The 13,719-nt window shown below is 67.5% G+C and carries 8 protein-coding genes; 6 read left to right on the forward strand and 2 right to left on the reverse strand.

The genetic code is table 11. The annotated features are described in order from the left end of the window. The first annotated feature begins 111 nt into the window (after positions 1–111). Together hpf and secA are read left to right on the forward strand one after the other, a co-directional pair. Positions 112–792: a ribosome hibernation-promoting factor, HPF/YfiA family gene (gene hpf / locus DWQ67_RS02060; protein ID WP_121483908.1), complete on the forward strand. Its 681-nt coding sequence runs from the start codon at positions 112–114 to the stop codon at positions 790–792. Positions 793–978: 186 nt separating this feature from the next. After that, entirely contained in the window at positions 979–3,675 is a 2,697-nt protein-coding gene (gene secA, locus DWQ67_RS02065) for a preprotein translocase subunit SecA (RefSeq protein ID WP_121483909.1), read from the forward strand. A gap of 118 nt (positions 3,676–3,793) precedes the next feature. Here secA and DWQ67_RS02070 read toward each other — a convergent pair whose 3' ends face one another. Together DWQ67_RS02070 and DWQ67_RS02075 are read right to left on the reverse strand one after the other, a co-directional pair. After that, positions 3,794–4,450 carry an Rv3235 family protein gene (locus DWQ67_RS02070; RefSeq protein ID WP_121483910.1) on the reverse strand — a complete coding sequence of 219 codons (657 nt, stop codon included), beginning with the start codon at positions 4,448–4,450 and terminating at the stop codon, positions 3,794–3,796. A 72-nt stretch (positions 4,451–4,522) separates the two neighbouring features. Then, positions 4,523–5,278 carry a LysM peptidoglycan-binding domain-containing protein gene (locus DWQ67_RS02075; protein ID WP_147433583.1) on the reverse strand — a complete coding sequence of 252 codons (756 nt, stop codon included), beginning with the start codon at positions 5,276–5,278 and terminating at the stop codon, positions 4,523–4,525. A gap of 93 nt (positions 5,279–5,371) precedes the next feature. On the opposite strand from DWQ67_RS02075, the gene DWQ67_RS02080 reads away from it, so the two are divergent. From DWQ67_RS02080 to DWQ67_RS02095, 4 genes are all read left to right on the forward strand, one after another. After that, positions 5,372–5,941, forward strand: a complete 570-nt coding sequence (locus tag DWQ67_RS02080) for a hypothetical protein (RefSeq protein ID WP_121483912.1) — start codon at positions 5,372–5,374, stop codon at positions 5,939–5,941. Between the two features lie 131 nt (positions 5,942–6,072). Next, on the forward strand, positions 6,073–6,729 hold the full coding sequence (locus tag DWQ67_RS02085; protein WP_147433584.1) for an RcpC/CpaB family pilus assembly protein: 657 nt from the start codon (positions 6,073–6,075) through the stop codon (positions 6,727–6,729). Positions 6,730–7,895: 1,166 nt separating this feature from the next. Next, the gene (locus tag DWQ67_RS13690) at positions 7,896–8,837 is read left to right on the forward strand and encodes a MinD/ParA family ATP-binding protein (protein ID WP_158595330.1); all 942 of its coding nucleotides are present in this window, start codon (positions 7,896–7,898) and stop codon (positions 8,835–8,837) included. 58 nt (positions 8,838–8,895) lie between these two features. Then, the gene (locus DWQ67_RS02095) at positions 8,896–13,719 is read left to right on the forward strand and encodes an NAD-glutamate dehydrogenase (protein WP_121483915.1); all 4,824 of its coding nucleotides are present in this window, start codon (positions 8,896–8,898) and stop codon (positions 13,717–13,719) included.

A 13,719-nucleotide genomic window follows, 5' to 3' on the forward strand; every position in this document is an offset into this window, starting at 1 on the left:
CGCTACGGTGAGTCATGGGCATCCCACTTAAGGGACCCATCGTCCGGACCAGGACGGGGCCCCCCGCCTCAGCCTCCGGACGCGTCAATCGTCAACGACGAGGAGGACCTCATGGAACTGAACGTCAGTGGTCGGAATGTGACTGTCACGGATCGTTTCCAGGAGTACGCCGAGACCCGCGCTGCCAAGATCGAGCAGCTCACGCCCCGCGTGCAACGAGTCGAGATCAAGGTCTCCAGGGACGCGAATGTGCGCACCGTTGCTTCCCAGGTCACGGTCGAGGTCACCGTGCTCGGGTCGGGCCCAGCCATCCGTGCTGAGGCGCGGTCCTCGGACAAGTTCTCTGCCTTTGACCTCGCGTTCGCCAAGCTGCTTGAGCGCCTGCGTAGGGCTCGCGATAAGCAGAAGGTTCACCACGGCCGCCACGCCCCGCAAAAGGTGCACGACGCCACCGGGGCTCTTCCGGTCGCCGCCACCAACGCCAGCCTGGCGGACCAGGTCATGGAGGAGCAGCGCGAGCGCGAAACCGTTGAGGTGGACGAGACACCGGTGGAGATTCGCATCAAGTCCTTCCCTGCGGTGAGCATGAGCGTGGATGATGCCGTGGACAACATGGAGATGGTGGGGCACCCCTTCTACCTCTTTGTGGACGAGGTCAGCGGGCGTCATTCCGTGGTGTACCGCCGCAAGGGTTGGTCCTACGGTGTGCTCTCCCTGGATGAGCTGGTGGAGGGCGAGGAGACGCGGGAGGTCAGCGGCTACCGCGGTGCCGCCACGATTCCGAGCACCTGATCGTGTCGTTTTTTGATTGAGGCGGGGCGGGAACCGATTGCTTCGGTACCCGCCCCGCCGTTTGACTGCCCTCGGCTCGTTCGAGGGTTTTGATGCTGGGAAGCTCCTGCGAGTATCGCGACGGGGCAACCCGTAGACTGCTCACGGGCCGAACCGGCCCACGGATCGAGAAACGGGAGTTGCCAGGTGGCCAATCTGTTCGAACGCATCCTGCGAGCAGGCGACAAGAAGACGCTGAAGAGGCTCAAGGGGTACGCCGATGAGATCAACGCCCTCGAGGAGTCCTTCAAGGAGTTCTCCGACGAGGAGCTGAGGGGCCTGACGGATGAGTTCAAGGAGCGCCTGAAGGAGGGCGAGCCGCTGGACTCGTTGCTCCCCGAGGCCTTCGCCGCCGTCCGTGAGGCCTCTGATCGCACCCTGGGCATGCGTCACTTTGACGTGCAGCTCATGGGTGGCGCCGCATTGCACCTGGGCAACATCGCTGAGATGAAGACCGGTGAGGGTAAGACGCTGGTGGCCACTGCCCCCGCTTATCTGAACTCGCTCACGGGCGAGGGCGTACACATCATCACGACCAACGACTTCCTTGCCGCCTATCAGGCTGAGCTCATGGGTCGCGTGTTCCGCTTCCTTGGCCTCACGACTGGCTGCATTGTGTCCAACCAGGACCCGGATGAGCGTCGCGAGCAGTACAACGCGGACGTCACCTACGGCACCAACAACGAGTTTGGCTTTGATTACCTGCGCGACAACATGGCGTGGAGCAAGGACGAGCTCGTCCAGCGCGACCACGCCTTTGCGATCGTTGACGAAGTTGACTCCATCCTCATCGATGAGGCCCGTACGCCGCTGATCATTTCCGGCCCGGCCTCGGGAGACGTGAACCGCTGGTACGTGGAGTTCTCCCAGCTGGTGCGCCGCATGACGCTGGACATCGACTACGAAGTGGATGAGAAGAAGCGCACGGTGGGCGTGCTGGAGCCCGGCATCGAAAAGGTCGAGGACTACCTCGGCATCGACAACCTCTACGAGTCCTCCAACACCCCGCTGATCGGGTTCCTGAACAACGCCGTGCGCGCCAAGGAGCTGTTCAAGCGGGACAAGGACTACGTCGTCATTGACGGCGAGGTCATGATCGTTGACGAGCACACCGGCCGTTCGTTGCCCGGCCGCCGCTACAACGAGGGCATGCACCAGGCCATCGAGGCCAAGGAGTCCGTGGAGATCAAGGCGGAGAACCAGACGCTGGCCACGGTCACCCTGCAGAACTACTTCCGCATGTACAACAAGCTCTCTGGCATGACGGGTACCGCCTTGACGGAGGCGGCGGAGTTCATGGGCACCTACAAGTTGGGTGTCGTGGAGATCCCGACCAACCGTCCCATGCAGCGCTCGGACAAGTCTGACTTCATCTACAAGAATGAGATCGCCAAGTTTGACGCGGTCGTTGATGACATTGTGGAGCGCCATGAGGCGGGCCAGCCGGTGCTGGTGGGTACCACCAGCGTGGAGAAGTCCGAGTACCTGAGCCAGAAATTGGCCAAGCGCGGCGTGCGCCACGAGGTGCTCAACGCTAAGCAGCACGAGCGCGAGGCAGGCATCGTTGCCCAGGCCGGTCGCAAGGGCGGCGTCACCGTGGCCACCAACATGGCCGGTCGCGGTACCGACATCATGCTGGGTGGCAACGCCGAGTTCACCGCCGTGGCAGAGATGAAGAAGCGTGGCCTTGACTCGGAGAAGCAGCCCGAGGCGTACCAGGAGGCGTGGGACGCGGTCTTTACCCAGGCCAAGGAGGCCGCCGAGTCTGAGGCGGAGGAAGTGCGCGAATTGGGTGGCCTGTACGTCCTGGGCACCGAGCGTCACGAGTCCCGTCGTATCGATAATCAGCTGCGTGGCCGTTCCGGCCGTCAGGGTGATCCCGGTGAGACGCGCTTCTACCTGTCCATGACGGATGAGCTGATGCGCCGCTTCAACGCGGGCATGGCCCAGCGCATCATGAACGCCCCGAACATGCCAGATGATGTGCCGCTGGAGTCCAAGTTGGTCTCCAAGGCCATCGAGTCCTCCCAGGCCCGCGTGGAGGGCGTCAACGCCGAGCAGCGTAAAAACGTCTTGAAGTACGACGACGTGATGAACCGCCAGCGCGAGGCCATCTACGCCGACCGCCGCCACATCCTGGAGGGCGAGGACCTTCAGGAGAAGGTGAGCCACTTCATCGAGGACGCCATCGGCGCCATGGTCACGGAGGCCACGGCAGAGGGCAGCGGCGACCAGTGGGACCTGAAGGCCCTCTGGACCAACATCAAGGCCCTCTACCCCATCTCCATTACGCCGGAGGATGTGGTGGAAGAGGCCGGCGGCGCCGGTCACCTGACCGCAGATCTGTTGCGTCGCGAGATCACCTCGGATGCCGAGGTGGCCTACGAGCGCCGCGAGGAGCAGCTGGGTTCCTCCACCATGCGTGACCTGGAGCGCCGCGTGGTGCTCTCCGTGATCGGTCGCAAGTGGCAGGAACACCTCTACGAGATGGACTACCTCAAGGAGGGCATTGGCCTGCGTGCCATGGCCCAACGCGATCCGTTGGTGGAGTACCAGCGCGAGGGCTACGCCATGTTCGAGACGATGATGGAGGCCATCCGCGAGGAGTCCGTCTCCCTGGTGTTCCACGCCGATGTGGAGCCCGGCCATGACGCCTCCGAGGCCACGGCACCCGGGCTGGAGCAGCCGGAGGCTCCGGCGTCGCTGGAGTACACGTCCCCGGACGAGGGCGGCGAGGCGAGCAAGAGCGTCAAGCGCACCGCCTCCGGTCGCACGGCGGCGGCCGCCAAGTCCGCCCAGCGCGGCGGCAATAACAAGAAGAAGAACCGGTCTAAGCGGCGCTGATGCGGCGCGGTAGGCGACGCAGGGGCTGAGGCCACCACGCGTCGTCGGGCACAGAGATGCTGCCCGCCAGGGACCCCATCCGAGCTACGGCTTGGGTGGGGTCCTTGTGCATCGCACCTCAGCCCAGCTCGACGGCGACGCCGCGCCAGCGATTGCGGCGCAGCTCAAGGCGAAAGCAGACGGCGCGCGCCCCGTTCCGGGTCACCAGCGTCGCGGAGCACTCGCACGCCGCGCCCACTAGCTGCACGTGGCAGCCGATGACCTGCGCGGGGCCGTTGCCCAGCTGCGCGCCCATGGCCCGGGCGGCGTCCTGCTCCCAGCGGACCCGGCGCTGCATCTTTTGCAGCATCTCCAGATCCAGCCAATGACTGAGCTGGTGGGAGGGGCGCAGGCCATGCAATACCTCGGCCAGGGCCTGTGCCAGCGCGCGGGCGTGCGCGCGCGCCGGCCCAGGGGCGTCCAAGGAACTCGGCGCCGGACCAGGAAAGCTCATGGGGGCCAGCGTCGGGGCCAGCTCCGCGGGGGTGGCGACAGCCGCTTCTGCTGCTGGCGACTGCGTCGAGGTGGTGGGCCCGTGTTTTCCAGGAGACGGCGGCGCCGGCGGCGCGGGAGTCGGCGGCGTTGCGGTGGGGGAACCGAGGGGCTGCGGAACCAGGGCAAGGGGAGGCAACGGCCGGGGCATGCGCTGCGGTTGGGCCCAAGCGGGCGCGGTGTGGGTGTCCACCAACTGCAGGTGGGCGGTGGTGGGCGGTGCTGTCAGGGCTTCGGCGCTCATGACGGTCCTCTCAATGACGTGTGTGCTGCGGTTGGGTGTCCGGGGAGGTAGGGCGAGAGTGCAGTGGTGGCGTTAGTCGGGCGCCCTGAGGAGTTGCCCGGGGTGGATCAGGTCCGGATCTGGCCCGATCACCGCGTGATTGTGCCGGTACCAGAGGCGCCACTCGCGGTCGATGTCAGCGGCGGTCGCGTCCGGTCCCAACCGCCGTTGCGCAATGCTCCAGAGCGAGTCTCCTTGGCGGACCACCACGTCGTTGCTGGTGCGGGGCCCGCCGCCCCAGATGGGCGGCAGGGCGGGGCCGGTTCCGCTGGCGGAGTACCCGGGCGCGCCGGATCCCGAATCAGACGGGGCCGCTCCATATGGTGCCGCATCAGACGGGGCAGACTCAGCTGGCGGCCTGGCCGTGATGGACCACTGGGGCGTCACCCGTGAGTCTGAGCCCAGCGGCTGCGCCTGACTGATGGGTTGAACCGTGCTTGCCGGCTCCGCGTGGGCGCCGCTGGCCTGGGCGGCGGCGGAGAACCCGACGCTGAGTCCAAGCGTGAGGCTGACGGCGAGGATGGCGCGCCGCGGAAGGCGACGCTTTGCGGGTGAACCAAGGGTGTGGGCCACCGCGACGGCAAGGCAGGCCAGCGTCCAATAACTTCCCCAGAGTCCAAGCAACCCGGCGCACGCCGTGGTGAGCGCCGTCTCCCAGGGCGGCGCCGGTGGCAGGTCCTGGCTCAGGAGCAACCAGGCGACCGAAGCCAGCACGGCCGCCGGCCCCGCGAGCACCCAGGCCGCCCCGGCGCAGACGGTCACCCCACTTCGGTGTCGTGGATTCATCATGGTTGCACTTCTTTCGAACGCTTTGGTGTTGTTTGACGCTGTTTGCTTATCTTTGCATCGACTCTGAACCCTGTCTAGCCCTACGATCGGGACATGAGATTTGATGACCTTTTTGCCGACCTAGCGGATCAGGCGGGAGCCAGCGGGGCTCGTGAGCTCTGGGACGAGGCGCAAGAGCTGGCGCGCGCGGAGGTGGCGGGGCGCAGCCTGGCCCAGCGACTGGGACCCGGCCACGGCGTGCGCCTGGAGTTACAGGGTGGCTCCCGCGTCCGCGGTGCGGTGGTGGGCTCCGGCCAGGAATGGTGCGCGGTGCGGGCTGACGGTGAGCTGTGGATGGTGCAGGTGAAGGCGATCATGCGTGCGGCGCTCCCTGCCACAGCTCGGCCAGGCCAAGCGGGTGGCGTGCATGCCGGGGTCGAGCAGACGGAGGGCGGCAACTGGGTCACGGGCGCCGGTCGGGAGTCGCGTCCCGACTTGCCGCTGCGGCGCCTGCTGAGGTCTCTGGCTCGTTCCCGAGCGGTGGTGCGGATCGAGGGCGTGGACGGGCATCGTGTCGCGGGCCGGCTCCTCGCCGTGGGATCTGACTACGTGGAGCTGGCGACGGAGGCAGGGAGCCTGGCCGTGATGCTGCACGGCGCCGCCGCCGTGATCACCCCTGAGTAGTCCGCGGAACGCCCATGACTGGCAGGGTCATCTTGTCCACAGGCTGGCTAGAGGTCTTGTGCCTGCGCGTTGCATCCGCGATAGTCAAGCCACTGGTGGCCTTGGTGGGAGGCCCCGATGATGGGGGAACCGTGGCACAAGCAAGGACGCAGACCGCGCCTGGAAGCAGGTGGCGCCCCGCTGGGTGGAAGGAACCCCGGCTGATCGTCGGGGTGATCCTGTTGTTGGTCTCCGTGCTGGGAGTCGTGGGCCTGGTGCGTGCCGCGCAGCAGAGCCAAGCCGTCTTCGCCGCGGCCGTTGACTTGCCGGTCGGAACGGAAGTGAGCACCGCGGACCTTCGCGTAGAGGAGGTGCGGCTGGGGGAGGCCGGCCAGGCGTACGTGGCCGCGGGAACCGCCATTGCCCCGGGCACGCGGGTCATCGCCGCGGTCAAGGAGGGCGAATTGCTGCCGACCAGGAGCCTGGGTGCGGACGACGGCACGGGCAGGCGCCCCATGACCATTCAGCTGGACGGCACGGTTCCGGCCGGCGTCAGCGCCGGGTCCAAGGTGGACGTCTACGCCACGGTTCAGCGCTCCTCTGCCTCCAACGAGGCGCCGGTCTCACGCATTGTCCTCAGCGGGGTTGAGGTCACTCAGGTGCAGGTTCCAGAGCAATCCGTCGGCACCGCCGGGGAAAGCCTCATTCATGTACTGGTGGACCCTCGCGATGTGGCCGCGTTGGTGAGTGCTCGCGGGAGCGGGGACCTCCTGGATGTGGTGGCCCTCCCAGCCGGGGCTACCGGATGAGCGGCGTCAGTGTTGCCGTCTGGGCTGATGAGCGCGACCTCGTCAGCGCGTTGGAGCGCCGCGGCGGGCTGGTGACCGTGGCGCGGATCTGCGAGGACCTGCCCGAGGTCCTGGCGGCACTGGCGACGGGGGTGGCTCAGATGGCCCTCCTTGCCGGGCCCTCGAGCCAGATTGATTCCATCTTTGTTGACGCTGCCGCACGGGTGGGCGGTCGCTGCGTGGCACTCACCGACGATCCGCAGGAGCAGTCGCGCTTGGCTCGTCTTGGTGTGATCTGCGTGGGGTACTCGGCTGCCCCGGACGACGTCGCTCAGGCAGTCATGCGCGCCGCGAACCCTGGTCTGCTGGGGCACGGCGGCGCGGGTGCAGTCGGTGCGGGTTCAGACCCCGGGCCCGCGCGGGCCGCTCCCGGATGGACGCGTGCGGACGTGGCGCGTGGGCCCGCGGAGGGGCTGCCGTGGGGGAGCGGGGACCTGGCCACAGGCGTGCCCGCCGAGACCTCAGCCGAGCCCGCCGTGCCTCCTGGGGAGGCACGCCCCTTCGGCGCCGGGCCAGGCGCGGCACGGGTGAGCGGCTGGTTGCGGGGCGCCGGTCAGAATCCGGTGGCACCTGCTCCGGGCCAAGCTCCTGATCCCTCCCGCGCATCTGATCCTGCCCCAGGTTCTGGATCTGCGCACGGCCCCGGATCTGCGCACGGTCCTGGATCTGCGCACGCCGCGCCCCCATCCCCTGCCTCCGCAGGAGCCGCCCCGCACGCTCCGGGTCAGGAGCCAAGACTGGCTCAGGCTCACCCTATGGACCAGAGAAGGGGCCAGGGGCCGAGCCAGACGCCGGGCCAGTCCGGGCCTCTGCCGCCGGCGCCGTGGGCCCCGGCGCCGCAGCAACCCAGCAGTCAGCAACCCAGCAGTCAGCAGCCCGGCACCCGGCAGCCCGATACGCAACCTTCCGGCACACAGCCGGCCGATGGGCCCACTCGGGGCAAGCGCCGGTGGGGCCGCGGTGCCAAACGCGCCGGAACTGCGCCCCCTCAGCGGCCCGGGTCCGGCCCCGCTCAGTCCGCTGCCGACCCCACTCTGCCCCCGGGTGGCCCCGCTCTGTCCGCTGCTGGCAGTAACCTCCTCAACCACGGCGGCCACGGCGCCGCCGCCGTCGCGGGCCCAGCGCACGTGCCCCAACCCGATCCGTCCGCCACGCCGAGGCCACGCGGCCGGATCACGGTGGTCTGGGGAACGGGCGGCGCCCCTGGCCGTTCCACCGTGGCGCTGAACCTGGCGGTGGAACAGGCCCTGCTCGGCCAACGAGTCTCTCTGGTGGACGCGGACAGCTACGGCGCCTCGCTCGCATCCATGCTTGGCCTGCTGGACGAGACGGCAGGGTTGGTGCGCCTCTGCCGCCTCGTGGAAGCCGGAACCTTTCAGGCGCAAGCCGACTCCGCGGCGTCGGCCAGGGTTGATATTGCCGGGGCAAGTCTTCACTTCACCTCCGGGCTGCCCCGGCCGGAGCGCTGGGCGGAGCTCTCTGCTCAGGCGGTCAAACGCGCGCTCCTCGCGCTCGCCGAAACCCATGACGAGGTCGTGGTGGATGTTGCCGCCCCCATCGGCCGGGACGACGAGTTGGCCCTGGACAGCTTTGCTCCCCAGCGCAACGACGCAGCGGTCGCGGCCCTGGAGGCGGCCGACCGGGTCTTTGTGGTGGGCAGGGCGGACGCGGTGGGGCTTCCGCGCCTCATCCGGCTCTGCGAGGAGGTGGTGCAGCGCCCAGGCCGGCCGCCGGTCGTGGTGATCAATCAGCTCCGGGCGCAGGCGTCCGGGCCCAGGCCGGAACAGGCGCTGCGGGTGGCCTGGCGACGCTTTGGGCCCATCACGCTGATGCCACGGGTCTACCTGCCGTGGGATCCGGTCGCAGCGGATGCCTCGCTGCTGCAAGGTTCGGCCCTCGCGGAGGCCGCGCCGCGCTCACCCTTGCGGCTCGCAATCCGGGACTGGGTCGCGGCGCAGCAGGCAGAAAGCGACACTCAGTCCCACGCGGGCGGCGCGGCGTCCGCACCGTCCGGGATCCCGTACCCGACACCCGCGGCGCATGCCACGGAGGGCCTCACAACGGGCTAGGGTGGAACCTGTCTCGCCGCAATGACGCGGCCTCACCAACTCTCTCCCGGAGGATGTCGTGAACGAGTCGGGCTCCGGCCTGTCGCAGTCCCTGTCCGCACCAGTGGTCAAGGATGACCTGGTGCACACCTATTACCGCCACCTTGATCCTGAGGATCGGGCGGAGCGGACCGGCGAGGAGCTTCATCGCCGCGTGGAGGCCCATGTTGGGGTCGGCACGCTGCGAGCTGCGAAATCGGCGAACGTACAGGTGCACGTCGGGGATGCGACCACAGTGGTTTATGTCGTCACGGATGACATGCCGTTCCTGGTTGATTCGGTGACGAACGGGGTGCTGCGCCATACGCGTGACCTCGGGATCGTCTTGCACCCCACCTTCGTGGTTCAGCGCTCCGACGCGGACGGCACCCTCGTGGGGATCAAGCCCGTCCCGGCCGCGGGCCCCGTGGCCAGCGGCGATACCGCCGCGCTGACCTCACTTGATGTGGTGAACGCCCCGGCGGGCGCCCACTCGGTGATTGAGTCCTGGATTGCGATTGAGATCCAGGACCGGCTGGACGACGACGCTGCGGAGCAACTGAGCGCGGACGTCGCCTCTGTCCTGGAGGACGTGCGCATCGCGGTGTCTGATTGGCAGCCCATGCGCGCCAAGGCGCACGCGATTGCTGCGGAGATCCGCACCGGTCACATGCCGGTACGCCCGGAGGAATCGGCCGAGGCAGCGGAGATGCTGGATTGGCTTGACGACGGCAACTTCACGTTCCTTGGGTACCGCGAGTACCAGCTCTCTCAGGTGGACGGGCTTGACCTGCTCCAGCCGGTGGAGGGCTCTGGGCTTGGCTTGATGCGCCGCGCCGACGGCACGCCGCGTGAACTCACTGGCATTCGCCGCCAGCGTGCGCGCGAGGCCCGCGTGCTGGTGCTGACCACCGCGAACCGCCGCTCCACCGTGCACCGCAACGTGTACCTGGACTACGTGGGCGTGAAGTCCTTTGACGCTGAAGGCAATGTGACGGGGGAGCGCCGCTTCATTGGCCTCTTCTCTTCCTCCGCCCTCGCGGCCCCCGTCCGCACGGTTCCTGTGGTGCGTACCAAGGTGTCCCAGGTGCTCGCGGAGTCCGGCTTCCCGGATGATTCCCACACCGGCAAGGACATGCTCACCATCCTGGAGACCTACCCGCGTGAGGAGCTCTTCCAGACGGACGTAGCCACCCTCTCGGAAACGGTCGCAGGCATTTTGCACCTGCAGGAGCGCCGCCGCACTCGCATCTTCTTGCGTGAGGACATCTACGGCCGCTTCGTTTCCGCGATCGTCTTCATCCCTCGCGATCGCTACACCACCCCCGTGCGCCTGCGCGTGGAGGAGGAGCTGCGCAGCACCTTTGATGCTGCGTCCATGGACTACGAGCTGCGCATGAGTGAGTCCGCGCTGGTTCGCCTGTACTACCGCATCCGAGTTTCCGGGACCAACACGGTGCAGACCGTGGACCGGGCCGAGCTTGAGGGCCGCCTGTCCCGCGCCGTGCGTTCGTGGTCGGAGGGCGTGACGGAGGCCTTCCGTGAGCGTCTCGAGGCCGGCGAGGCCGTCACCGAGGCGGATCGCTGGGCGGAGGCCTTCCCGGCCGACTACCGCGTGGTCTACGAGGTGGAGGACGCCCTGGAGGATGCCCGGCGCTTTGAGGCGCTGGGGGATCCCTCCAAGGAGGGCATTGCCCTGTGCTTGGTGCCCGACGCCGATGGGTCGGGTTTGGATGCCCGGTTGAAGCTCTACCTCACGGAGGCGGAGCCGCTGAGCCGGATCCTTCCTGTGCTTCACGCGCTTGGCCTGGATGTGCGCGACGAGCGCCCGTACTCCGTGACGCCCTCGGATGGCCGGTCCTTCTTCCTGTATGACCTGGGCGTGCGGGTCCCGGAGGGCGTGGACGTTGCGGCGATTGCCCCGTTGGTGGAGTCCGCCTACCGTGCCGTGCTGGGTGGGCGTTCGGAATCCGACGCCCTCCAAGCCCTCGTGGTGGCTCAGTCCTTTGACTGGCGCCAGGTGGCCATGCTGCGCGCTTACGTGCGTTACCTGCGCCAGCTCGGTGTTCCCACCACGCAGACGTTCGCGGCGCAGACTCTGCTGCGCTACCCGGATGTGGCGGCCGCGTTGGTTGGCCTGTTTGAGGCCTCCTTTGACCCGTCCGTTCCGGAGTCCGAGCGTGAGGCGCGCGTCGCAGCGCGCCAAGCGGACCTGAGCGCGGGCCTGGAAGAGGTTGGCACCCTGGACGCGGATCGCTTTGTGCGCCGCGTGGCAGCGGTGATGGATGCGACTTTGCGCACCAACTTCTATCAGAACCACGGCCGCATGGCTTTCAAGCTCTCCACCCGCCAGATCGAGGAGGCGCCGCTGCCGCGGCCCAAGTTCGAGATCTGGGTTTACTCCCCGATGGTGGAGGGCGTGCACCTGCGCTTCGGCGAGGTGGCGCGCGGTGGACTGCGCTGGTCTGACCGAGCGGAGGACTTCCGCACGGAAATCCTGGGCCTGGTCAAGGCACAGACCGTGAAGAACGCCGTGATCGTTCCTACCGGCGCCAAGGGCGGCTTCTTTGCCAAGCAGTTGCCGGATCCCGCTGAGGATCGCGGGGCCTGGATGGACGCGGGCAAGGCGGCGTACTCGGAGTTCATCCGCTCGCTGTTGGACGTTACGGACAACCTGGTCACGGATGCCTCCGGCGAGGAGCGCGTCCTGGCGCCTAGCGACGTGGTTCGCCGCGACGCGGATGACACGTATTTGGTGGTTGCCGCGGATAAGGGCACGGCGTCCTTCTCCGACCTGGCCAACTCCTTGGCCGCCGAGCGCAACTTCTGGCTGGGAGATGCCTTCGCCTCCGGCGGCTCGGTGGGATACGACCACAAGGCCATGGGCATCACCGCCCGCGGGGCGTGGGAGTCCGTCAAGCGGCACTTCTTTGAACTCGGGACGGACACCCAGACCGAGGACTTCACGATGGTGGGCATTGGTGACATGTCCGGCGACGTGTTTGGCAACGGCCTGCTGCGCTCGCGCCACACCAAGCTGGTGGCGGCCTTTGATCACCGCCACATCTTTGTTGATCCCACTCCGGATGCTGAGGCCTCCTTTGATGAGCGCCTGCGCCTCTTTGAGCTGCCCCGCTCCAGTTGGGCCGACTACAACACGGCGCTGATCAGCACCGGTGGCGGCGTGTTCCCCCGCGATGCCAAGTCGGTGCCCATCTCCGCTCAGATGCGTGAGGTGTTGGGGCTGGCGCAGTCCGTGGAGCGCCTGTCACCGCCGGAACTGATCCGTGCGGTGCTGCAGGCCCCCGTTGACCTGCTGTACAACGGTGGCGTGGGTACCTACGTCAAGGCCGCGGATGAGAGCGACGCGGAGGTGGGGGATCGTGCCAACGACTCCATCCGCATCAACGGCTCTCAGCTGCGCGTGCGCGTGGTGGGAGAGGGCGGCAACCTCGGCATGACCCAGCGCGGGCGCATCGAGGCAGCCATGGCCGGGATCCTGATCAATACCGACGCCATCGATAACTCGGCCGGCGTGGATTGCTCCGATCACGAGGTCAACATCAAGATCCCCGTGGATCGCCTGGTGCGTGAGGGCGTGCTGCCTGCCGAAGAACGTGCGGCGATGCTGCACTCCATGACAGATGACGTGGCCCGGCTGGTCCTCAAGGACAACTTTGATCAGAACGTGCTGCTTGTCAACGAAAAGCAGGATCCGGGATTGTGGGGCCCCTCCCAGGAGCGCCTCATGTCCTTCCTCGAGGCGGAAGCGGATCTGGATCGCGAGTTGGAGTTCCTGCCCTCCACGGAGGAATTTGAGGAACGCCAGGCGGCGGGCGGGCGCCTGACCACCCCGGAACTCTCCGTGATGGTGGCGTACGCAAAGATTCAGCTCGCCACGGCCCTGACGCGCTCGGATCTGCCCGATGACCCTGCGCTGGAACAGGTCGTGAGCGTGTACTTCCCGCCCACGCTCGCCGAGCGCTACGGCCCGGCACTGCAGACCCACCCGCTGCGCCGCGAGATCATCGCGACCGTGGTGGCCAATGACGTGGTCAACCTGGGTGGTGCCTCCTATGTCTTCCGCGCCATGGAAGAGACCGGAGCCATCGAGTCTGAGGTGGTGCGGGCCTTCCTGTCACTGCGCCGGATCTATCGCCTCAATGAGTACGTCGACGCGGTGAACGCGCTGCCTGCCTCGTTCCCGACCGAACACTGGGTGCGCCTGCACACGGATCTGCGCCGCCTGCTTGATCGGACCACCCGCTGGTTCGTGGAGCACCAGGCCTCTGGCAAGTCGGTTGATGAGGCCATCGAGCGCTATGAGGCGCCGGTGCAGTCGCTGCTGACGCAGCTGCCCTCCTTCCTGCGCGGCGGCGACGCAGAGCGCGTGGGCGGCTGGAATGAATCGGCGCTGGCCTGGGGGCTCTCTCCGGAGCTGGCCGCACGCTGGTCGCATCAGTTTGAGTCCTATGCCTTGTTGGACATCGTGGAGATTGCGACCCGCACCTCCACGGATGCCGCAGAGGTGGCCGGGCTCTACTACGCGGCGTATGAGCGCTTCGAAGTGGATTCCCTCTTGGATCGCATCACCCTGCTGCCGCGCAGCGATCGCTGGCAGACGCTGGCACGCGCGGCATTGCGTGATGACCTCTATGGCACCATCGCCGATCTCACGGCCACCGTGCTGGCAGAGGAAGAAGAGAAGGATCCGCAGAAGCGGTTGGACGCTTGGCAGGAGCATCATGCCGACCGTCTGGTGCGCGTCTCGCGGACCTTTGCCGAGGTGATGAGCGAGGGCCAGAACGACATGGCATCGCTGTCTGTGGCGCTGCGCCTGCTGCGCTCGATCGTGCGCCTCTGA

The sequence above is a fragment of the Galactobacter caseinivorans genome (assembly GCF_003640665.1).
GTDB lineage: Bacteria > Actinomycetota > Actinomycetes > Actinomycetales > Micrococcaceae > Galactobacter > Galactobacter caseinivorans.

Coding starts and splice junctions, on each gene's coding strand:
- hpf (WP_121483908.1), top strand. CDS start 112: ATGGAACTGAACGTCAGTGGTCGGAATGTGACTGTCACGGATCGTTTC.
- DWQ67_RS02070 (WP_121483910.1), bottom strand. CDS start 4,450: ATGAGCGCCGAAGCCCTGACAGCACCGCCCACCACCGCCCACCTGCAG.
- DWQ67_RS02075 (WP_147433583.1), bottom strand. CDS start 5,278: ATGATGAATCCACGACACCGAAGTGGGGTGACCGTCTGCGCCGGGGCG.
- DWQ67_RS02080 (WP_121483912.1), top strand. CDS start 5,372: ATGAGATTTGATGACCTTTTTGCCGACCTAGCGGATCAGGCGGGAGCC.